This window comes from Bacillus amyloliquefaciens DSM 7 = ATCC 23350 (assembly GCF_000196735.1).
Classification (GTDB): Bacteria; Bacillota; Bacilli; order Bacillales; family Bacillaceae; genus Bacillus; species Bacillus amyloliquefaciens.
This window is the reverse complement of the sequence record NC_014551.1, coordinates 2,840,494-2,862,606: the sequence shown is the minus strand read 5'-3', so window position 1 is coordinate 2,862,606 and position 22,113 is coordinate 2,840,494. Positions and strand designations below refer to the sequence as shown.

21 protein-coding genes and 1 pseudogene are annotated in these 22,113 nt (G+C 48.0%); 12 read left to right on the top strand and 10 right to left on the bottom strand.

All coding sequences use genetic code 11. The annotated features are described in order from the left end of the window. Window positions 1-4: 4 nt before the first annotated feature. The 4 genes and pseudogenes from BAMF_RS34660 to BAMF_RS34645 all read right to left on the bottom strand — a co-directional run bounded on the left by BAMF_RS34660 (window position 5) and on the right by BAMF_RS34645 (window position 4,079). Window positions 5-826, bottom strand: a complete 822-nt coding sequence (locus BAMF_RS34660; protein ID WP_013353242.1) for a carbohydrate ABC transporter permease — start codon at window positions 824-826, stop codon at window positions 5-7. Next, window positions 823-1,737: a carbohydrate ABC transporter permease gene (locus BAMF_RS34655; protein WP_013353241.1), complete on the bottom strand. Its 915-nt coding sequence runs from the start codon at window positions 1,735-1,737 to the stop codon at window positions 823-825. Before BAMF_RS34655 ends, BAMF_RS34660 begins: the two co-directional genes overlap by 4 nt. Next, the gene (locus BAMF_RS34650; protein WP_013353240.1) at window positions 1,734-3,011 is read right to left on the bottom strand and encodes an ABC transporter substrate-binding protein; all 1,278 of its coding nucleotides are present in this window, start codon (window positions 3,009-3,011) and stop codon (window positions 1,734-1,736) included. Before BAMF_RS34650 ends, BAMF_RS34655 begins: the two co-directional genes overlap by 4 nt. Before the next feature lie 41 nt (window positions 3,012-3,052). Beyond that, a pseudogene (locus BAMF_RS34645) lies at window positions 3,053-4,079 on the bottom strand (LacI family DNA-binding transcriptional regulator). Between the two features lie 199 nt (window positions 4,080-4,278). Here BAMF_RS34645 and BAMF_RS34640 point away from each other — a divergent pair. Continuing rightward, window positions 4,279-4,461, top strand: a complete 183-nt coding sequence (locus BAMF_RS34640) for a sporulation protein Cse60 (protein ID WP_013353238.1) — start codon at window positions 4,279-4,281, stop codon at window positions 4,459-4,461. 34 nt (window positions 4,462-4,495) lie between these two features. Here the strand turns inward: BAMF_RS34640 and opuD are convergent, their stop codons facing one another. Next, window positions 4,496-6,034, bottom strand: a complete 1,539-nt coding sequence (gene opuD, locus BAMF_RS34635) for a glycine betaine transporter OpuD (protein WP_013353237.1) — start codon at window positions 6,032-6,034, stop codon at window positions 4,496-4,498. A gap of 179 nt (window positions 6,035-6,213) precedes the next feature. Continuing rightward, entirely contained in the window at window positions 6,214-7,479 is a 1,266-nt protein-coding gene (locus tag BAMF_RS34630; RefSeq protein ID WP_013353236.1) for a BaiN/RdsA family NAD(P)/FAD-dependent oxidoreductase, read from the bottom strand. A 207-nt stretch (window positions 7,480-7,686) separates the two neighbouring features. Here BAMF_RS34630 and BAMF_RS34625 point away from each other — a divergent pair, with 207 nt between their 5' ends. Both BAMF_RS34625 and BAMF_RS34620 read left to right on the top strand, forming a co-directional pair. After that, a complete protein-coding gene (locus tag BAMF_RS34625) occupies window positions 7,687-9,324 on the top strand; it encodes a putative polysaccharide biosynthesis protein (protein WP_013353235.1) in 1,638 nt (545 codons plus the stop codon). Window positions 9,325-9,380: 56 nt separating this feature from the next. Further along, on the top strand, window positions 9,381-10,100 hold the full coding sequence (locus tag BAMF_RS34620; protein WP_014470837.1) for a pseudouridine synthase: 720 nt from the start codon (window positions 9,381-9,383) through the stop codon (window positions 10,098-10,100). A 128-nt stretch (window positions 10,101-10,228) separates the two neighbouring features. Here BAMF_RS34620 and BAMF_RS34615 read toward each other — a convergent pair whose 3' ends face one another. Further along, on the bottom strand, window positions 10,229-10,450 hold the full coding sequence (locus BAMF_RS34615) for a DeoR family transcriptional regulator (RefSeq protein ID WP_003152337.1): 222 nt from the start codon (window positions 10,448-10,450) through the stop codon (window positions 10,229-10,231). 280 nt (window positions 10,451-10,730) lie between these two features. Between BAMF_RS34615 and BAMF_RS34610 the strand changes: the two genes are divergently transcribed. Both BAMF_RS34610 and BAMF_RS34605 read left to right on the top strand, forming a co-directional pair. Beyond that, entirely contained in the window at window positions 10,731-11,435 is a 705-nt protein-coding gene (locus BAMF_RS34610) for an ABC transporter ATP-binding protein (RefSeq protein WP_013353233.1), read from the top strand. Next, window positions 11,432-12,592 (top strand): ABC transporter permease, encoded by a 1,161-nt coding sequence (locus BAMF_RS34605; RefSeq protein ID WP_013353232.1) that lies wholly within the window; start codon window positions 11,432-11,434, stop codon window positions 12,590-12,592. Before BAMF_RS34610 ends, BAMF_RS34605 begins: the two co-directional genes overlap by 4 nt. Window positions 12,593-12,626: 34 nt before the next feature. Here the strand turns inward: BAMF_RS34605 and BAMF_RS34600 are convergent, their stop codons facing one another. Next, complete coding sequence (locus BAMF_RS34600; RefSeq protein ID WP_013353231.1) at window positions 12,627-13,931, bottom strand: NCS2 family permease; 1,305 nt, start codon at window positions 13,929-13,931, stop codon at window positions 12,627-12,629. Window positions 13,932-14,026: 95 nt separating this feature from the next. On the opposite strand from BAMF_RS34600, the gene pepV reads away from it, so the two are divergent. After that, window positions 14,027-15,421 carry a dipeptidase PepV gene (gene pepV, locus BAMF_RS34595; protein ID WP_013353230.1) on the top strand — a complete coding sequence of 465 codons (1,395 nt, stop codon included), beginning with the start codon at window positions 14,027-14,029 and terminating at the stop codon, window positions 15,419-15,421. A gap of 36 nt (window positions 15,422-15,457) precedes the next feature. Here the strand turns inward: pepV and cysK are convergent, their stop codons facing one another. Next, window positions 15,458-16,441, bottom strand: coding sequence for a cysteine synthase A (gene cysK, locus BAMF_RS34590; RefSeq protein ID WP_014472174.1), 984 nt, complete (start codon window positions 16,439-16,441; stop codon window positions 15,458-15,460). Between the two features lie 76 nt (window positions 16,442-16,517). On the opposite strand from cysK, the gene thpR reads away from it, so the two are divergent. From thpR to BAMF_RS34570, 4 genes are all read left to right on the top strand, one after another. Further along, window positions 16,518-17,069, top strand: coding sequence for an RNA 2',3'-cyclic phosphodiesterase (gene thpR / locus BAMF_RS34585; RefSeq protein ID WP_013353228.1), 552 nt, complete (start codon window positions 16,518-16,520; stop codon window positions 17,067-17,069). Window positions 17,070-17,095: 26 nt separating this feature from the next. Next, on the top strand, window positions 17,096-18,028 hold the full coding sequence (locus BAMF_RS34580; protein ID WP_013353227.1) for a hypothetical protein: 933 nt from the start codon (window positions 17,096-17,098) through the stop codon (window positions 18,026-18,028). Between the two features lie 52 nt (window positions 18,029-18,080). Further along, entirely contained in the window at window positions 18,081-19,010 is a 930-nt protein-coding gene (locus tag BAMF_RS34575; protein WP_013353226.1) for a YegS/Rv2252/BmrU family lipid kinase, read from the top strand. A 271-nt stretch (window positions 19,011-19,281) separates the two neighbouring features. Continuing rightward, window positions 19,282-20,079: a phosphotransferase family protein gene (locus BAMF_RS34570; protein ID WP_013353225.1), complete on the top strand. Its 798-nt coding sequence runs from the start codon at window positions 19,282-19,284 to the stop codon at window positions 20,077-20,079. Here BAMF_RS34570 and BAMF_RS34565 read toward each other — a convergent pair whose 3' ends face one another. Beyond that, window positions 20,080-20,358 (bottom strand): YtzH-like family protein, encoded by a 279-nt coding sequence (locus BAMF_RS34565; RefSeq protein ID WP_013353224.1) that lies wholly within the window; start codon window positions 20,356-20,358, stop codon window positions 20,080-20,082. A gap of 185 nt (window positions 20,359-20,543) precedes the next feature. Between BAMF_RS34565 and trmB the strand changes: the two genes are divergently transcribed. Further along, window positions 20,544-21,197 (top strand): tRNA (guanosine(46)-N7)-methyltransferase TrmB, encoded by a 654-nt coding sequence (gene trmB / locus BAMF_RS34560; protein ID WP_013353223.1) that lies wholly within the window; start codon window positions 20,544-20,546, stop codon window positions 21,195-21,197. A gap of 58 nt (window positions 21,198-21,255) precedes the next feature. After that, window positions 21,256-22,101 (top strand): YtnP family quorum-quenching lactonase, encoded by an 846-nt coding sequence (locus BAMF_RS34555; protein ID WP_014470833.1) that lies wholly within the window; start codon window positions 21,256-21,258, stop codon window positions 22,099-22,101. The last annotated feature ends 12 nt before the right edge of the window (window positions 22,102-22,113 follow it).

Below are 22,113 nucleotides of genomic sequence, written 5' to 3'. Positions count from 1 at the left end.
CTTCTCAGCCTTTGACTGCCCCGGAGGACAGCCCTGAGATAAAATATTTTTGAAGGGCCAAAAACAAAACGACCATCGGCAGCATCGCCATAATTGCGGCTGCGGCGACTAAGTGAAGATTGTTCGCGTTTTCGCCGAAGAATCCCGCCATGGCCACGGTCAACGTCTGCACCTTTTGATCTTGTAAAAAGAAAATCGCAAATTGATAATCGTTCCAGATAAACACGCAGGAAATAATGCAGACCGTTGCGGTAATCGGTTTCAGCAGGGGAAACACGATCGTATAAAAAGTCCTGATCAATCCGGCGCCGTCCATCTTGGCCGCTTCCTCAAGCTCTTTCGGAATGGAAGAGCGGATAAATCCTGAATATAAGAAAACGGTCAGCGGCATATATGCAGCCGTATTAATGAGAATCGCTGCGGCATGCGTATTGATCAGTCCCGCATCAGCGACCATCTTGTATAAAGGAACCATGGAAGTCAAAGGCGGGATGATCATAATTGAAATCAAAAGGCCGAAGACGATTTTATTCAGCTTCGTATTTCTTCTTGCGAGCGGATATGCGGCAAGCGAACCCATGAAAATTAACAAAGCGGCGGAAACGGCTGTAATGATGATCGTGTTCAGAAAAGATTGCCCGAGAGAGGCCCGCTCCCATGCTTCACGGAAATTCTGAAATGAAAAAGCGGAGGGCAGCGACCATTTTGAACTGTAGTCTCCTTTTGCTTTTAATGACGTGGTCAGCAATATATAAAAGGGGACAATATGAACGCATGAGATGACGGCAGCCAAGAGGGTAAAGATCCGCATTCGGACTGTTTTCATGACATTTCCGTCTCCTTTCGTTTGAAATACACGAGAGCCGAAAAGCTGATGACAAGAATAATGACGGACATAAACACGCCTTGGGCGGCGGCATATCCCGCATCCTGCCGTTTAAAATATAAATCATACATAAATGTCGACATCGATTGGGAGGAATTGCCCGGCCCGCCTGCGGTCAGGGCGAAAATGACATCAAACAGCTTGAGTCCTCCGATGATATTGATGACCATATTGATGGTGACAGCCGGCATCAATAAAGGCAGGGTAATGGTGAAAAACGGCTGAAGGCCTCCCGCGCCATCTATTTTTGCCGCTTCGTAATAATCTTTCGGAATGCTTTGCAGGCCCGCCAAATATACAATCATCGCAATGCCTGCGTATTGGTAGGTGTTAATCATGACGATGATCCACGGGTTTGCCGCCGGGCTTGCCAAGGCGTTGACAGAACCGATACCCAACGCGCCAAGCACATCATTCAGCGCGCCCCCGTCATACGAGAAAATAAAATACCAAATGTATCCCATGATCAGCGGACTGATAATGACAGGCAGGTAGACGATCGTTCTTGTGAGCGCCTTCATTTTTAAGCTTTGATTCAAAAGCAGCGCATATAAAAGCCCGAGCATATTCTGAAAAAAAGTGCTTCCGAGCCCGTAAAGCAAAGTGTTTTTCACAACGAGCCATGTGTCCGGGTCTGTCAAAAGCCTTTTATATTGGGTGACCCCCACCCATTGATATGTCTGTGAGAAGCCGTTCCAGTTTGTAAATGTGATAAAAGCGCCTTTGGCAAACGGAAAAATCATGAAAATAAAAACCGTGGCAAGAGCAGGGACGTACATCCACCATAATGACGCGGGTTTAATCGGCTTTTTATTTTGAAATCCGGCGGTTTCTCTTGCAAGATCACTCATTCTTCTTCAGCTCCCTGTGAATCAGATTGAAGACGGAGCCGCTTATATTCCCTGCCGAGTTTCGCCGAAATTTCTGAGGGAGTTAAGATATCAGCCATCAGCTCCTGCCCGGCCGTGCCCATCACATCCCACATTCCGTTCGGCAAATAAAGGCGGTCGAAATAAGGCTGCACCTTAATATGCTGATAGCGTTTATAGTCATTTGCGTAAAAAATGTCCGTCTTTACATTCACTAATCCTGCCGGAAGCGAGGTCGCTTCGGCAATTGATTTTGCATGTTCTGGACGGGCCATAAATGCGATAAACTGTTTCGCTTCTTTCAGCCGAGAGGAATCCTTGGATGCCGCCAGCGTATAACGTTCGCCCCCGATCCATACCGGTGCGTCTCCTTTGTGGACTGCCGGGGTCGGTATGATGCCGACTTTTACCTTCGGATTGATTTGAGCGACGTCTTGGCCGAGGGTGCCGCTCTGCAGCGTAAAGGCGATTTTGTTTTGCGCCATCAGATCAATCAGCTGGGAACGTTTTGCCGTCACGGCATCCGTATTGAGCAGGTTTTCTTTTTGCATCTCTTTCAGTTTGTCAGATAAATAGGTGAAGTGTGTCCAGCGGAAGGTTCCGTTTAACAGCTGCTTTTTGTAACGGTGAGCGGGATCTGTGATGAGAAGCGGTGCGGCGAATTGATCGTAATATTGGGCAAATGAGCTTTTCTCATAGCCGGCAAACCAGAAGGGAGTGACTGTTCCGCCGCTTTTTTCTTTAACCTGTCTCAGCGCCTTCATGAAATCGTCCATCGTGTCCGGTGGTTTAATTCCGTATCTTTCCAAAAGGGTGCGGTTGTAAGCAAGCCCGTCCTTTGCCTGATTCAGAGGGAAGGCGTATATCCTGCCTTTGGCGTCCTTGAGCATGCTGTTTAAATTCGGATCGAGCCGCTTCGTCCAAGACATGCCGCTGAGGTCGGCTGTATATTCTCCGTAGCGGATTTTGGCCCAGCCGTGAGTGTCGAATAGATCGGGCATGTCATCGGCCGCCATTCTGACTCTCATCATATTTTCGTAGTCATTGCCTGGGAAATGAACTTTTACTTGAATGCCCGGATGTTCTTTTTGGAATGAATCAGCCAATTCTCTGAACACGGCGCGTTCGCTGTCTGAGGATATAGTGGAATAGACGGTCAAGGTTTTCTGCTTTTCTCCTGCGCTGCTCTGTCCCGCGGAACAGCCGGGAAGTATCATACAAATAAAAGAAAGAAACAAAACCAGTAAGCGTTTCATCTTTTCCTCCTTTAAATATGATATAAATGCTGCGGGAAACGTCACCTCCTTTCTTGTGATCCGCAGCTTTGTCTGACAATCAGTGAAGTGGGGAGCGTCACGGCCAGCGGGACGGTCCTGCCGTTCAAACGGTCAAGAAGCAATTTGACACCCGTCCGGCCCATCTCTTCTGTATATACTTTTACCGTTGATAAAGGCGTGCTGGCGTATTCCGCTTCATCAATGCCGTTGAAGCTGACAATCGCTGTATCGCGCGGGACTTGAAGGCCGGCTTCCTGCAGGGCTTTTAAAGCGCCGATGGCCATCGAATCACTTGCAATAAAGAAGGCGTCGGGCAGACTGCCGCCTTTGATGGCTTCCTTCATCAGCCGGAAACCTTCGTGCATGCTGTATTCGCCGACCAGCACGTGCTCCGGCTCGGCGCCGGCCATTTGTAAGAAAGCGGTCAGGCGCTTATCTTCAATTGTTTGATTGCTGTTTACACCGTCTATCACGGTATGCTCCCGCTCCCGGCCGCCGATATAACCAAGCCGCCGATAACCGAGCGACAGCAGATGTTCTATCGCTTTCTGCGCTGCGGCATAAAAGTCTACGCTGACGGAGTCGTAGCGGGCGGGATCAGGTATGCCGTTAACAAATACGGCGTGTCTGAAAGAGGTGCTGATATTCGTGAGCGCCTCGTCTTGGAGGCTGCCGATTACGATCACACCGTCCAATTCGTGAAACATATGCTCTTGAAAAGAACCGAGATGGATAGAAGAAGTGATGAAAAATTTTTTGCTGAAAACATTCTTCTTCAATGCCTTTTCTGATCGCCGAAAAATAAGGGTCCTGCCGTTCTTCCTCCGGTGACAGGCAGCTGACAACGCCGATCAGGGGGGCAGAATCATTGCGGCTGCGGTTTTTTCGTTTTTTTGCCGACGGCTGATAGCCCAGCTCATCGGCGATCCGCAGGACTTTTTCTCTTGTTTCTTCAGTCACGGCTAAAGAGTCATCTCTGTTTAAAATTCTCGATACTGTGGCGCTGGATACAGACGCCTGTAAGGCAATATCTTTGAGACGGACCATTTCGCATCTCCTTTTTACTAAAAATTTACTAAATAGAAATGACCTGGTTATTGTTAGAGTGATATTATCACATGTTAGTAAGCGTTTTCAACAACTTTTTTGGAGTTTTTTAGTAAAAATCAGTAAAAAGGGAAATCTGTTTTTCTCTATCATATTTCAGTTGAACCGGAATAAATTGATAGAGAAAGGAGAGGCTGACATGCTGAAGATAGCTGTTTTTGATGAGGAGCATGAAAAGGATCTGCAGACTGAAGTCAATTCATTTTTAAAAGGAATTTCCGAAGAACAGCTCGTCGATATTAAATATACGGTAGCGGCTGCCTGTGATCCTGAAGGGGAGCAGCTTTATTGTTTTTCCGCTCTCATTTTATACCGAAAGTAAAGAAGCCCGGGCGAATGCCGGGCTTCGTTGTGCATTATGCTTTTTTGACGCGGGGACTTCTCGGCTTTTGGTATTTCTCCGCTTGTTTGATTCCTTTTCTTTCGCTCACTAATGATTTATACAGAGACACGATCATCAGAAGGATCACGACTGAAAACGGGACCGCAGCGAGAATGGCCGTGTTTTGCAGTGCGGCCAGACCCCCGGAATATAATAAAACCGCTGCTACGGCGGACTGGATGATGCCCCAAGTGATTTTTACCCGATTTGACGGGTCCAATGAGCCGTAAGACGTTTGCATTCCAAGCACAAATGTCGCTGAATCTGCTGATGTAATAAAGAAAACAGCGATCAGAACAAGTGTTAATACGGATGTCACCATTGTGAGCGGATAGTGGCTGAGTGCGCCGAACAGCATCGTATCCGTTGTCATTCCGGCGACATTGAAAACGCCTTTTTGCTGAAGATCCATAGCGGATACACCGAAGATTGCAAACCATAAGAAAGCCAATATACAAGGTGTCACTAACACACCGATTAAAAATTCCCGGATGGTCCGGCCCCTTGAAACCCGGGCGATAAATATGCCGACAAACGGCGACCAGGAAATCCACCAGGCCCAATAGAAAATGGTCCAGCTGTTAATCCATTCGCGCTTTTGGGGATCATTCGGTGACAAGCGAAAGCTCATCTGCACGATATTTTGGATGTATTGGCCGATAGAATCAGTAAATGAGTTCATAATCAAAACCGTCGGGCCTGCAATGAGCATAAAGATCATCAAAATACCCGCGAGTATCATGTTGGTATTGCTTAAGTATTTAATTCCTTTGCCGATTCCGCTCCACGCAGAAATCAAGAAAAGCACGGTCACGACAACGATCAGGATCAGCTGAACGGAAAATGTCTTCGGAATGCCGAATAAATAATTCAGACCGCCGTTGATCTGAGTCGCTCCGAGACCCAAGCTTGTCGCCACACCGACAACGGTCGCAAACACGGCGATACAGTCAATTGCCTTGCCGATCGGCCCGTTTACTTTATCGCCTAAAAGCGGTGTCAGTGTGCTGCTGATTAAACCGGGCGCGTCTTTTCTGAATTGAAAATATGCGATACATAAAGCGACAACCGCATAGATGGCCCAAGCGTGCAGCCCCCAGTGGAAAAATGTGTACCGGAGCGCATCACGAAAAGCTTGGGGCGTTTCTGTTTCACCTGAGGGAGAGCTGATGGCGTAATGGCTGATCGGTTCCGCAGCCCCGTAAAATACCAAACCGATTCCCATGCCCGCGCTGAAAAGCATGGCAAACCATGATAATAACCCGAATTCCGGTTTTTCCCCGGGTTTTCCGAGTTTTATGTTGCCGATCGGACTCACAATGAGAAAGAGACAGAAACCGACAAATATAGAAACGACCAGCAGATAATACCAGCCGAAAGAATCCGTAATGAAATTTTGCGCTGTTTCAGTGACTTGCTGCAGGCTGTCCGGAGAAACGACACCCCATAAAACCGCAGCGGCTGTGATAACAATCACAATCCAAAAAACACTGGAGATATTCTTCTTTTTCAAACGTTCTCACCCTCTGACTATTTTTTCGATACGCCATTTTGTTTTAGTATGGTCGTACGATTGCAGATCATTCCTTTCTTCCTATTCCCTCAATCAGGTGAAACAAAACGCAGAAAACTCTATCATGTTTTTGGTCAATTTTCAATGGGGGCGCTCAGGTAAATGTGCTTTAGACCATCTTACAGCGAGTGTGAGAAACGTCCTGCATTCAAGCCGGCGAGGCGCCCCGTGACAAGGGCTGAGGTGATATTGTAGCCTCCCGTGTAGCCGTGAATATCGAGGATTTCTCCGCAAAAATATAAGCCTTCCATTTTTTTAGACGCCATTTGTTTCGGTTCAATCTCTTTTACGGAAACACCGCCGCCTGTGACAAACGCTTTGTCCAGAGAAAGCGTTCCGTCAGCAGCAACCGTAAATTGTTTGCAGTCTTTGACAAACGCCCTGAATTGATCCTTCGGCAGCTCCGTAAAGCTGATTTGCGGATCAAGACCGTTCCGTTCCAGAAGGAAAAGCAGGTACCGCTCCTGCATCCACGGCTTCAGCGCATTTTTGAGCGCTTTTTTCGGTGCGTCTTTCAGCTCCTTATGCATCCGCTGAAATAAATCTTCCTCGTTGATGCCGGGGAACAGGTCGATGCGGAGCTTGACCTCGGGCTGCTTTTTCAGTTCTTTGACGACAAACTGGCTGCAGCGGAGAATGGCGGGGCCTGACAAGCCGAAATGGGTAAACAGCATGTCCATCACATGTGTGACGATAGGCTTGCCTTTTTTATTCAGGACGCTGACGGCCGTGTTTCTAAGGGACAGCCCCTGAAGTGTTTTTTGTTTAATAAACGGCTCTGAGGACGTAACCGGCACTTCTGTCGGAAAGAGTTCCGTCACGGTGTGGCCGGCCGCTTCCGCCCATGCATAGCCGTCTCCGGTGCTGCCGGTGTGGGGGACTGACTTTCCGCCGACGGCGATAATGACGGCGCCGGCGGAAATGTGTTCGTCATTGTTTGTCGTAATGCCCGCAGCCCTGCCGTTCTCGTACCGCACTTCTTTGATTTTTTCATTTGTGCGGATGGTGACATTCAGTTCTTTTAAACGGTTCAAAAGCGCATCGACAACGCTTTGCGCTTTGTCTGTCACCGGGAACATGCGCCCGTGGTCTTCTTCTTTCAGCTGAATTCCGAGTTTCTCAAAAAAGGCGATGATATCTTCATTGTTAAATTCGGAAAACGCGCTGTATAAGAAGCGGCCGTTTCCGGGGATGTGTTTGATGATTTCTTCAACGGGGAGGCGGTTGGTTACGTTGCAGCGCCCGCCGCCGGAAATCGCCAGCTTCCGTCCCAGCTTGTTTCCTTTATCAATTAATAAGACATCTGCCCCTTCTTCGCCTGCGGCAATCGCAGCCATTAAACCGGACGGGCCGCCGCCGATCACAATCACGTCAAAATGTTTCATATTTCATCAACAACTTTCTTTTTCGCGTAATAATAGGCGGAAATGTCCGCTTCCTGCTATTATAGCGAAAGTAGGGGATTCCTTAAACGTATTTTGTTTTTTTAGAGCTTTCCCAAGAAGTTTTCCGCTGTAATTATTACCGTCTATTTGCCCAGTTGTGTTAAAATAGAAAAGTTGAATCTTCGTAGAAAATGGTGATGAGGAAACATGTCAAGCAAATTGTTAAGGGGCACGTTCGTGCTGACGCTCGGCACCTATATATCGCGGATTTTAGGGATGATTTATCTGATCCCGTTCGGAGCGATGGTCGGAGCGACGGGCGGAGCTTTGTTTCAATACGGATATAATCAATATACACTGTTTTTAAACATTGCCACGATGGGATTTCCCGCCGCGGTTTCAAAGTTTGTCTCGAAATATAATTCCAAAGGAGACTATGAAACGAGCAGGCGTATGCTGAGAGCGGGAATGTCGGTTATGCTCGTTACCGGGATGATCGCTTTTTCGATTCTTTATATTTCGGCGCCGTTTTTTGCGGAAACATCTCTCGGCGGCACGAGTAATAACGGACTTACGATTGACCACGTCGTTTATGTCATCCGGATGGTCAGTCTGGCACTTTTGGTTGTGCCGATTATGAGTCTTGTGCGCGGTTTTTTCCAAGGCCATCAGATGATGGGGCCGACAGCCGTTTCTCAGGTTGTGGAACAGCTTGCCCGGATCATCTTTTTATTGGGCGCGACGTATTTGATTTTAAGAGTGATTAACGGCGGCCTTGTCATCGCAGTCGGATATGCGACTTTCGCAGCGCTGATCGGATCATTCGGAGGGCTTGTCGTCCTTTATATTTACTGGAATAAGCGGAAGGGCGATCTTCTGGCGATGAAGCCGAACCTCGTCCCGTCCGCAAACTTAAGCTATAAAAAAATGTTTATTGAGCTTTTCAGCTATGCAGCTCCTTACGTTTTTGTCGGCCTGGCGATTCCTTTGTATTCTTATATCGATACGAATACGTTTAATAAAGCGATGATTGCGGCGGGCCATAAGGACATCAGCCAGGACATGCTGGCAATTGTCACTCTTTATGTGCCGAAGCTTGTGATGATTCCGGTTTCACTGGCGACCGCATTCGGCCTGACACTGATTCCGACGATTACCGAATCATTTACGAGCAGGAATTATAAGCTTTTGAACCAGCAGATTAACCAGACGATGCAGATCATTCTGTTTTTGGTTATTCCCGCCGTTGTCGGGATGTCCGTGTTATCGGGGCCGGCCTATACGTTCTTCTACGGCTCTGAAAGCCTTCGCCCGGATATCGGACAGGATATTTTGTTCTGGTACGCGCCTGTCGCGATTTTGTTTTCTCTGTTTACCGTAAACGCCGCGATTCTGCAAGGGATTAATAAGCAGAAATTTGCTGTCGTGAGCCTTTTCATCGGCGTCATTATAAAAGTGGTGCTGAACGTGCCGCTGATCAAGCTGTTTCAGGGAGACGGGGCCATATTGGCAACGGCGCTCGGTTATATCGCTTCTCTACTGTACGGTTTTATCATGATTAAGCGCCATGCGGGCTATTCGTATACAGTGCTTATGAAACGGGTCATTTTAATTGCGGTCTTATCCGTCGTGATGGGAGTTGCGGTCAAGCTGACTCAATGGCTGCTCGGCTTTTTCGTCACGTACCAAAGCGGCCAGCTGCATGCGGCGATTGTCGTCTTTGTCTGTGCTGCTGTCGGCGGTGCGGTGTACATGTTTGCCGCGTACCGAATCGGATTTTTGCAGAAAATGTTTGGAAACCGTCTGCCCCGCGTTTTGAGAAGAGGCAGGCATTCCGCCCATTGAGGAATAATGAATAGTCCGCTTATCGCGGGCTTTTCTTTTTAAAGGAGAGGATCATGATGAGACTTGATAAGCTGCTTGCCAACAGCGGATTCGGCTCAAGAAAAGATGTGAAAAAAATCGTCAAGGCAGGGGCTGTCATGATTGACGGAGAGCCGGCGAAAGATGTGAAAATCCATGTCGATCCCGATAAACAGGACATCACGGTATACGGAGAGCCGGCAGAGTACCGTGAGTTTATTTATGTCATGATGAATAAGCCGCAAGGAGTGCTGTCCGCTACAGAAGACAGCCGCCAGCAAACGGTGGTTGATCTGCTGACGCCTGAAGAACAGCGGTTCGAACCGTTTCCGGCGGGACGTCTTGATAAGGATACGGAAGGCTTTTTGCTTCTGACTAACGACGGGCAGCTCGCTCATCGTCTGCTTTCGCCGAAAAAGCATGTACCCAAAACATACGAGGTTCGGCTAACATCACCTCTGTCTCCGGAAGACATCATCGATCTGGAAAGAGGCGTTGTGATTGAAGGAGGCTATAAGACGAAGCCGGCAGCCGTTAAAACGATTACCGAAAGTCCGGATGAAACGGTCATTCATTTGACTATTACAGAAGGCAAGTATCATCAGGTGAAGCTGATGGCAAAGGCCGTCGGAAATGAAGTGGCTTATTTAAAGCGGCTTTCGATGGGGGCTGTTTCTCTTGACCCGGAGCTTAAGCCGGGAGAATTTCGCGAGCTGACAGAAGAAGAGCTCGCAGCGCTGAAAGATGCTGAAATGTAATCGAAATCAGAAAAACCCAAAACAGATTTGTTTTGGGTTTTTTATATAGAGGAACAAAAAGCAAGGCAAAGACGCTGCCTTTGCCTTGCAGCATGTCAGGCCGAAAAGGGCCCTATGTAATTGTTCGCTTAAGATGTAATTTTCACTTTTTTTCGTGTTGTCTCCCACTTGCCTCGGCTAGGACTATGAACAAGATCATTGTATGCTAACACATTTAAGTCTCGCTGAATGGTTCTAGGTGTAATGCCGAATTCATCAACCAGTTCCTGTGTTGTCACAAGGCCTTTTTCCTGAATGAACATGTAAACTGATTTAATCCGAGTCAGCATACGATTTGTTGAAGGTTTCAAAAAACCACTCCCTATCATAAGATCGGATGGACTTGATATACCACAACTCACGACTCTAAAACTTCGTACGAATAAGCAACAAAGGCAGACATTCTGTTTTTTCTCTTTTAACTGCCTCCATTATACACGATATGGAGGACACGAATCTAGGAATAAGCGCCGATAATTTTTTCCAATTGGGTGCCGCCTTGGTGCATTACTATGCCTGGCCCGCTTTTATTAGTATGGAAACTGAAACTTTTTTTATACGTGTCCGTATGAAAATGGGGGAGTGAGAAGCTTGGGAGACTTATTGAATGCAAACATTGTATCCGCCGGCTATGCTGACAGGCCGAAGGTGATTTCAAATGTATCTTTTACGGTCAATTCGAGAGAAATTGCCGGGTTAATCGGGGCGAACGGCGCGGGAAAAAGTACAGTGATAAAGGCGATTCTCGGGCTGTCCCGGGATATGGAAGGGTGTATTGAGTGGAATGATTCATCTTATGCTTACATACCGGAGCGGCCGAGTTTTTATGATGAACTGACGCTCTGGGAGCATCTCGAGCTGACCGGATCATTACGGGGCATAGAAAGCGGAGCATGGCGTGAGCGGGCCGGGCGGCTGCTTGATGAATTTTCATTGACGGCGGTAAAACATGAATTGCCTTCCGGTTTTTCAAAAGGGATGCAGCAAAAGCTGATGCTCATGCAGGCGTTTTTGGCGAAACCGGATATTTACATCATTGATGAACCGTTTATCGGACTTGATCCGATCTCAACGAAGCTGTTTACCGACATGCTGATTGCTGAGAAAGAAAGGGGCGCGGGTATTCTGATGTGCACCCACGTTCTGGATACTGCCGAAAAAATCTGCGACCGTTTTTATTTGCTGGATCAAGGCGCTCTGCTTCTTCAAGGCGCGTTAGAAGAGCTTCAGGAAAGAACAGGGGGCCGTTCATTGTTAGATTGCTTTTATTCAGCGGTTCGGGGCAGTCAGCGATGACCGGGCGGGCTTTGTTTTTTCAAAGGATGTTTCATTATTGGCGGTATCAATGGAAGGTGTTCCGGACGATCATTGATTGGACGGTCGCGCTGTATATCGTTCTTCCAGCTTCCGCATTCGTCGTTTACCAATATGCTGAATGGCTGAACGGGAAGGGGCTTCTTGATGGGGCGGCCGGCGTATTGGGCTGGGACTGGCTGTATGTATTCAGTGTCCTGCTATTGTGCACGGGGTTTATTCATACCTTTTTGCTGGAAGCGGATCACGTGTTTTTGGTGCATGCAAAACATTTGATGCAACAGCTGAAACGGTACGCGCTCTTGTATTCGATGTTCCTATCTTTCATCAAATGGGGAGTGCTTGCGGTGCTGTTATTTCCCTTATGGCGCCAGTACGGTGACTGTACTTTTTCGGCATATTCAGGTATGTTTTGCTGTCTGTTCGGCTTCCATACCGCGATATTAGCGGTGCACCGGCAAAGAAAAAACAGCAGGCAGACATTCGGGAATCAGACGTCAGGCTGGCTGAAAGTGATCGTTATGATGGCGGGCGCGTTTTTCATGATCCGCTTTGCCGCCGAGTGGTACTGGCTTTGGCCGGCAGGCTGTATATTGTTTATCTGCTCCGTTCTTGTTACTTGGAAAGAGGCAGATTCTTTATCAGCTTTTGAGGAAGAAGTGCTTGAGGAGAATAAGCGCAAGCTTTCATTTGCGGCCTCTGTTTTGATGCTCAGTCATGATGTGCAGCTGCCGAATGTGAAAAATAAAGGACGGAGCAAGCCGTTTTTTTATCCCGGCTCAAAGCATATCTTTTCAAAACGGTCGGCGTATACGGCGTGGAAAGAATTGTTTTTTAAAGTGCTGATCCGTAATGGCGGGTATCTCCGGCAGCTTTACCTTTTAACCGCGGCTTTTACGGCTCTTATTCTCGTTCTTCCGCTTTTGCTGAAACCGGCCGCCCTCATTTTATGTATGCTAGTCAGCCGGTACGCCGCTTCGCTTTTATTTGACCGGATTACGGACAAACCGGTTTTAAGCGGAATCAAGAGAGAGAGTGATGACTATTTTCGGGCGAGAAACAGCGCATTAACTCTCATTCAAGTCATCTGTTCCGCCTGGTGCCTCATTGCCGCGATTCTTTCCGCCCTTTATATGTGAAAAATCCCTCTCCGAAAAAGGAAAGGGATTTTTCTTAATGCCCGTTTAAAATAAAAAGCTGAATAAAAAACAGCACGGCAAAGATGATGACTAAAGGATGGATTTCGCGCCACTTTTTCTTAGCGAGTTTCACAAGCGGGTATGAAATGAACCCGAGTGCGATTCCGGTTGAAATACTGGACGTCAAAGGCATCGCCAAAATGACGAGAAAGGCCGGGAACGCTTCATCAAGTTCATTCCAGCGGATATTCGACACCGCTCCCATCATCAGGCTGCCGACAATAATCAGAGCCGGTGACGTAATCGCGGACACTTCCGATAAGACGCTGACAAGCGGGCTGAAAAACATGGAAACAGCAAACATAACGGCAATCGTCAGCGCCGTCAGACCCGTTCTTCCGCCGGCGGCCACCCCTGCTGAAGATTCAACGAACGCGGTTGTCGGGCTGGTGCCGAAGATGCTTCCGACTGTCGTAGCGGTCGAATCAGCCAAAAGCGCTCTTCTGGCATTCGGAAGCTGATTGTTTTTGATCAATCCCGCTTGTTCGGCGACACCGATCATAGTGCCGGTCGTGTCAAAAATCGTAACGAGAAGAAAAGAAAACACAACGGCATACAGACCGTGATGTACGACATCCCCGAGGGCTCCGAACGGATTTGTTATCAACAGCCCCTCCGGCAGGTGCGGGAATGAAAGGAATCCTTTTGTAAAATGGATCTGGCCGGTCAAGAAGGCAATGACGGCTGTCAGCGCCATGCCGATGAACAGAGCGCCGTTTACATTCAGCACCATCAGTACAATACTGATGATAAGCCCGATAAGCGTTAAAATGACGGCGGGCGAATGAAGATCGCCGAGTGCGACTAAATTAGATTTATCAGCTGTGATAATTCCGGATTGGCGTAAGCCGATAAAAGCGATAAATAAGCCGATGCCGGTCGTAATTCCGTATTTTAAATTGCCCGGAATTGCTTCTATTAGTTGTTTTCTTAAAGGCGTTAACGATAAAATAATAAAGATGACTCCCGCGATAAATACAGCGCTGAAAGCTGTCTGATACGTAATTCCGCTGCCTGCGCCGACGACATGAAAGGCGAGATACGCGTTTAAGCCCATGCCGGGGGCAATGGCGATCGGAAAATTCGCAGCGAGAGCCATCCATAAAGTTCCGACAATGGAAGCGATAATCGTCGCGGTGAACACCTGGTCAAACGGAATTCCCGCATTTGAAAGGATCACCGGATTGACGACAATGATATACACCATTGTAAAGAAGGTGGTCAATCCCGCGGTAATTTCTCTTTTTATTGTCGTTTGATGCTTGTCGAGATGAAACATAAGTACCTCCAATGACGAACATTTTTTCAAAACATCATCTATATTATTCGTTTTATCAACATTTTGCAAGTCTTTATCAAGAAAGGGGATTTGTGATGAACTGGGAAGTTGAAGTGATCAGAAACAAAGAAGATCTGATTCGTGACACGCAGAAGTTTCTGCAAATCAACAGCGTAATGGACGAATCAACAGCCGGTCCCGGCCGGCCGTTTGGAGAAGGCGTAGGTGACTGCCTGACTTCACTGTTGGAATTCGGTGAAAAAGAAGGCTTCACCGTAAAAAATCTTGACGGCTATGCGGGCCATATTGAGTGGGGGACGGGTGACGAAATCGTCGGTGTTCTGTGCCACGTCGACGTCGTTCCGCCCGGAGACGGCTGGACGAGCGATCCGTTTTCAGCCGACATCAGGGATGGCCGGATATATGCCAGAGGTGCCATTGATGATAAAGGGCCGACAATGGCGGCGTTTTACGCGCTGAAAATCGTCAAAGACATGCAGCTGCCTTTATCCAAACGCGTGAGAATCATCATCGGAACGGATGAAGAGAGTGATTGGAGATGTGTGGACCACTACTTCAAACACGAAAAAATGCCTGATGTCGGATTTGCCCCTGACGCAGATTTTCCGATCATTAACGCAGAAAAAGGAATTATAGACGCATCACTGCGCATTGCAAAAAGCGCTTCTGATAAAGAAGACGCAAAAAACGGGCTTCTGTCATTCCGTTCAGGACTGCGCTTGAACATGGTGCCGGATGCGGCTGAAGCGGTCATTGAAGGGGACGGTCTTGATGCCGTACACGCCTATTTCAGCAACTGGCTGGAGCAATCAAAAACACAAGGTGAAGCGGTTTCAGAAAATGGAAAACTGACGCTTCGGGTGTACGGGAAATCATGCCACGCAATGGAGCCGGATAATGGCATAAATGCCGGCTTAAAGCTTGCTGAATGCCTTGAGCGAGCGGAACTGGATGAGGCCGGAAAGCACTTTGTCAAAACTGTCAGTGACTATTTTTCTAATGATACACGAGGCAAAAAGCTGAAAATTGATTGCAGGGATGACATCAGCGGAGAGCTTACATTGAATGTCGGCACCTTTACATACAATAAGGGTGAGGAAGGGGAACTCGGCATCAACATTCGTTACCCTGTCACTTCAGACAGCAAAGTCATCCGTGATGCCTTTATGTCTGTTGAAGAATTCCGGCTTGAAGAATTTAAAGACAGCAAACCGCACCACGTATCTGCCGACCATCCGCTCGTAAAGACGCTTCAGAACGTATACGAAGGGCAGACGGGAAAGAAAGCGGATCTGATTTCAATCGGCGGAGGAACGTATGCGAGATCCCTTTCGGCTGGCGTCGCATTCGGGCCGCTGTTTCCCGACAGGCCTGACAGCGCGCATCAAAAGGATGAGTACATTGAGATTGATGACCTTCTCCGGTCAACCGCCTTATACGCTCAAGCCATTTATGAGCTTGCCAAGTGATAACAAAAGGGACGCCGAAAGCGGCATCCCTTTTTATCATTCAAATGACCATAAATCCGTTGATAAATAACGTTCTCCCGTATCGGCCGTCATACAGATGACGATTTGCTCGGAAGGGAGGCGTTTTGCGGTTTCAATGGCGGCGAAGCAGGCGGCGCCTGAAGACGGCCCGACGAGTATTCCTTCTTCTCGGGCCAGACGCCGGGTTGTCGTATACGCATCTTCATCAGAAATTTTCATAATTTCATCGTAAACGTCCTGATTCAATATGTCTGGAATAAACCCGGGGCTTGTCCCGACAAGCTTATGGGTGCCGGGTTTTCCGCCTGATAATACGGGGGAACCCGCCGGCTCGGCAACATGGACGGTCAAATCCGGGAAAAGCTCTTTCAGCGTTTCTCCGGTTCCGGTAATGGTTCCGCCCGTCCCCGCCGTTGCCACAAAAGCACCGAGCGGTTTGTTGAGCTGCAAAACGGCCTGATAGATTTCAATGGCGGTCGTTTTTCGGTGGGCATCGGGGTTTGCGCTGTTATCGAATTGCATCGGGATAAAACTTCCGGGGATCTGTTCGGCAAGTTCTTTCGCTTTTTTAATGCTGCCGGGCATTCTTTCCGCCCCCGGTGTTAACACAACCTCCGCACCGTACGCTTTCAGCAGGTTGATGCGTTCTTTCGTCATCGTGTCAGGCATGACGAGGATTGCCCTGTAGCCGCGCGCCGCCGCGTTCATCGCCAGGCCGATGCCTGTATTGCCGCTTGTCGGTTCAATGATGACAGAGCCGGGTTTTAGATGTCCGCTTTTTTCCGCTTCAATGATCATATTGTAAGCCGCTCTGTCTTTGACACTGCCGCTTGGGTTAAAAGATTCTAATTTTAAATAGACCTGTGCTGCATTTTCTGGCTGAAGGCGATTGAGTTTTACGATCGGTGTGCTGCCGATCAGTTCCGCCGTGCTGTTTACTATTTTCAAGGCCGGCTCATCCTTTCTGTATAAAACGTTCGGTACATAATATCCTATCATAATAAGCGGACAGGGTTCTCCTCTCCGCTTATCCGTTTTATAATAACACCATAACCAAAGAGGGGGAGATCCTCGCATGAAAGTTTCATTGCCGCATTATTTTATCGGCATTCCGATTCCGGCTGACATTGCTGAACCGATTTGGGAAGCAGCCAGAAAGGAGCCGGCATTAACATTCAAAAAATGGGTGCATCCGCATGACTATCATATTACACTCATTTTTCTCGGAGCCGCGGATGAAGACCGGCTTGCAAAACTATCGGCTCTGCTCGCAGATGCTGCGTCGGCAGTGCAGCCGTTTACCGTACAGTTTCAGCATCTGGACGTTTTCGGCGACCGCAGACAGCCAAGAGTGCTTCACCTTGAGCCAGAACACAATGAACTGCTCTTTGATTTGCGGGAAAAAACAAAACAGGCTGCTTTGAAAGCCGGTTTTCAAGTGGAAAAACGGCCGTATCATCCTCACATGACGATGGCGCGGAAGTGGGCGGGAGACCGGCCGTTTCCGGAAGATGTGCCGTTTGAAAGCGGCAGGGTGCAAAGTGCCGTCAGCCGGTTTTCCTTGTTTCAGACCCACCTTGACAGATCGCCTAAATACGAAGAAATCGCACAGTTTCAATTGACATAAACAAATATTCGGAGTGGGGAAATCACATGGCACAAATCATCAAAATTCATGACTGCATATCAAGATATGAGCTTGATCCATATCACTATATGAACCAGTATATCCGGCTGAAGAAGGAACGCTGGGAGACCCTTCTTGAAGAGTTTGACCGGAAAAAAGAAGAAAAAGCAACAGAAACGGCTGCCGGCGGTGAAACCGATCAAGCGCCGGCCCGAAAAAAATTTTTCTTAAAAAAGAGAAAAGAAGAAAATCCGGCCGATATAAATGAAAAGAGGCACCAATGGTTTGATGAGCCGGAGGAAGATGAGGCGCTGTTCGGGAATCTTCCGTCTCAAAAGTCTGAGCTCGCATCTTTTTTCAAAGCCCAGCTGTATGACTTTCAATTAAAATGGGCGAGCTCCACGCTTTCTCAAAAGTCTGAGCTTTCGCAGGAAGTCAAGCGGGACGGGATGTTAAGAATGCTGGCTCAAAAGCTGCCCGATTCCTATTTTGTGATGTATCATCCGGTTCTTCAAATTCAGCAGGCGTCCGTCGAATTGAGCATCGTCATCATCTCCCCGCTGGAGATTTTCTGCGCTGCTTTTATGGAAGCTGAAGAAGACAGTGTATATATCGGATCAAAACATCGTTTCTGGGAAGAAAGGGGTTCCGGCAGCACCCGCCAAGTATTAAATCCGTCTCTCAGCCTGAATCGGACGGGTTCGGTCGTTTCGCAAATCATGAAAGAAAAGCAGGCCGACATTCCCGTCAGGAAGCTTTTGTTCAGCAGAACGTCTTATATTGATTATCCGGAGCCGCCGTACGGGCTGGATATAGCTGATAAACGGACTGCCGCAGAGTGGCTGGAAAAGCAGCAGAAAAATACGGCGCCGATCAAGCACCACCAGCTGAGGGCGGCGAAGGCTCTTTTGTCTTACGGCTTGAGTCAATCAAGCAGGAGACAGGAATGGCTTGATTAAAACGGACGTTTGCCAGATGTCTCTTCATCTATGAAGCAGGTGAAAACAAACGATGAGTCAATGGTTTTTTATCATTAATCCGGTCTCAGGAGGCGGGCGGGGCCGGCGTGTCTGGAAATCGGTTCAAAAAGAGCTGACCAGGCGCGGGATTAGCCACCGCTCCTTTTTGACCGGGCATCCAGGACATGCGGAAGTGCTGGCGAGACAGATTTCAACGATGCAGGATCATAAGCTGAAGCGGCTGTTTGTTATCGGCGGGGACGGCACGATGCATGAAGTCATTAACGGGCTGAAAGGAATGGATCAGATTGAGCTGACCTTTGTGCCTGCCGGTTCGTACAATGACTTTTCCAAAGGCCTCGGCATTAAGAAGTCGGCGCTCCTCCATGAAATCAAAGGCCTGCACCGCCCGCTCACACGGAAATTTTTTGCGGGAAACATCAACTTTTTTCATGACAAAGCCCAATCTCTTTATTTTATTAACCATCTGTCTGTCGGCTTCGATGCCTCGGTCTTGAAGACTGCCGCGGAGTTTCCGTTTTCGCGCGTTCTTCGGTTTCTGCGTCTCGGTTTTGTGATTTACCCGCTTGCGCATATACGTACGGCCTCGGGGTTTCAGCCGTTCAGATTTGCTTGCACCGCAGACGGCCAAAGGCATGAATTCCGCAATGTCTGGTTTGTCATTGCGGCTAATCATCCTTATTACGGAGGCGGTATGAAAGCGGCGCCTTCTGCAAATCCCCGCGAAAACCATTTTGATATTGTCATTGCAGAAAACCTGTCCTTTTTTCCGCTGTACCGTTTTCTATGGGCGATGAGCTTTGGCCGGCATACCAAAATGGACGGAGTGACGATTTTAAAGGGGAAGGAATTCATTTTTGAAACGGATGGGAAAATTCCGCTTCACGCTGACGGCGAGCTTGTCGGAACGACGCCGTTTCGGCTTATGCCAGGCGGAGCGCCGTTAAAAATAAAAACATAATAAACAAATAAAACCCGTCAAATCTATCTCGGCAAAGAGCGGTTCACGACATAAATCTTCAGAATTCACAGGTGTTCTTGCTAGTTTTGCTTGACGAAGTTTGTGCTGTAGCGCTAAAATTTATAAGACGGCTATTGATTAGCATATGAGACTCTCAATAGCTGTCTTTTTTATTCTCAAGAAATTGTTTATGACAGGCTGCTCCGCCGAAAAGAGAAAGGCTGGAGGCCTATTCTAAAATATTTTAAGAAATGATGGGTTGAACATTGATATGAACTGGTTGGGACAATTACTAGGTAGCGATTGGGAGATCTTCCCCGCCGGAGGAGCTACAGGAGATGCATATTATGCGAAACATAACGGCCAACAGCTTTTTTTAAAACGTAATAGCTCACCCTTTTTAGCCGTGTTATCCGCCGAAGGCATTGTTCCGAAGCTGGTTTGGACGAAACGGATGGAAAACGGAGACGTTATTACGGCTCAGCATTGGATGGCGGGCAGAGAGCTGAAGCCGAAGGATATGAGCGGACGCCCGGTGGCTGAGCTGCTTCGCAAAATCCACACATCCAAAGCCTTGCTCGACATGCTGAAAAGATTGGGAAAAGAACCGCTCGATCCGGGCGCCCTTTTGTCGCAGCTGAAGCAGGCCGTCTTTGCCGTGCGGCAATTTTCGCCTCTTATCCAGGAAGGCCTTGCTTATTTGGAAGCGCATGTGGATCAGGTTCAATTCGGTGAAAAAGTCGTCTGCCATTGTGATGTGAATCATAATAACTGGCTTCTGTCTGAAGACAACCAGCTGTATTTAATAGATTGGGACGGCGCCATGATAGCCGATCCGGCCATGGATCTCGGCCCTTTATTGTATCATTACGTCGAAGAGCCAGCGTGGGACAGCTGGCTTGGAATGTACGGCATGAAGCTCACGGAAGGGCTGCGGCTGCGGATGGCATGGTACATGTTATCAGAGACCCTCACCTTCATTGCCTGGCACAAATCAAAAGGAAACGACAAAGCGTATCATGATGCCATGGAAGAGCTTCATGCCCTGATGAAGCGGATTGTCAAGTAGTCAGGAGTACGAATTCATCTGCTCCACCCATTGGGACAAATGGTTTTGGTGCTCCTGAATATGCGTGTCGATGGAATCGGCCGTGATGCCGGACTGGCTGTAGCGGTATACATCCTCGAGCACGTTTTTTATATTTGAATCAAGCCCGGTGTTGGCCATCAGTGATTTGATGACGCGCTCGAGCTGTTCATATTCGGCAACGGTCCCGCAGCAATCCAATTGATGGTCGGCCAATATGTCCTTTAATAACCGGACCTGATGTTCGCTTGTTAAGCCCATGATTCATATACACATCCTTTCTGTGTCATACATTGTGCAAAGCGGTGCGGTTTTATGCATCACATGAGTGTTCCGGACCGGGGAGCCTCTTTTTTTATGCAGCCGGGGTCTTTAAAAGGCGCTTGCGGCTCTTTTTGTTTCATGGTATGTTGTTACTCGAAATTATAGATAGAGGTGTCAATCATATGAGAATGCGCCATAAACCTTGGGCGAATGATTTTCTGGCAGAAAACGCTGACATCGCCATCAGTGATCCGGCTCAGTATAAAGGGCGGTGGAACACGGTCTTTGGCAATGACAACCCGATCCATATTGAAGTCGGTACGGGAAAAGGGCAGTTCATTTCAGGAATGGCCAAGCAGAATCCGGATATCAACTATATCGGTATCGAACTGTTTAAAAGCGTCATCGTCACTGCCGTCCAAAAAGTAAAGGACAGCGGAGCTCACAATGTCCGCTTGTTAAATATAGACGCGGAAACACTGAATGATGTATTTGAACGGGGAGAAATCAAACGCGTATATTTAAACTTTTCTGACCCTTGGCCGAAAAACCGTCATGAAAAACGCCGTTTAACGTTTAAAACGTTCTTGAAAAAATACGAAGAAGTAATGGGCGAAACAGGTGAGATTCATTTCAAAACCGATAACCGCGGTCTATTTGAATACTCCCTGAAGAGCTTTTCCGAATACGGCCTGCTCCTGACGGATGTCAGTCTCGATCTGCACAACAGCGATCCGAAGGGCAATATTATGACAGAATACGAAGAAAAATTCTCCGCGCTCGGCCAGCCGATTTACCGGGCGGAAGCCAAATGGAGAACAAAAGACAGACTCTGATGCGGGAGTCTGTTTTTTTATGCCGCCATTTGCTACCATTACATCAGGAGGGATGAAGATGGAGACATTGAATATTGGGAATATTTCATTAACGTGGCTGGACGGCGGTGTGACGCATATGGACGGGGGAGCGATGTTCGGCGTTGTCCCGAAGCCTTTATGGTCGAGAAAATACCCCGTAAATGACAAGAACCAGATTGAATTAAGAACAGATCCGATTCTCATCAGAAAAAACGGCCTGAATATATTGGTTGACGCGGGTATCGGCAGTGGGAAATTCTCCGATAAGCAGAAAAGAAATTACGGCGTAACACAGGAATCCAATCTGAAAAAATCTCTCAGTGAGCTGGGGCTTTCCTGTGAGGATATTCATATTGCGGCGATGACCCATCTTCATTTTGACCATGCATGCGGTCTGACGGAATACAGCGGAGATGAGCTTGTCTCTGTTTTTCCGAATGCCCGTATTATCACTTCTGCGACAGAGTGGCACGAAATGAGAAACCCTAATATCAGATCGAAAAATACATATTGGAGAGAAAATTGGGAGGCGGTACAAGATCAGGTCGAAACCTTTGATAACGGGTATCAGCTGACAGAAGGCATTACGATGCACCACACCGGCGGCCACAGTAACGGACACAGCGTAATTGTCTTAGAAGACGGAGGGGAAACGGCTGTGCATTTTGCCGACCTGATGCCGACAAACGCTCATAAAAATCCGTTATGGGTGCTGGCGTATGATGATTATCCGATGACCTCGATTCCGCAAAAGCAGAAATGGCAGACGTTCGCAGCGGAGAAAGACGCCTGGCTGATTTTCTATCACGACGCGATTTACAGAGCGGTAAAATGGGGCGAAGACGGTGAAGTGGCTGCGTCTGTCAAGCGGGAGAAAAAATAAGCGGGCCAAATG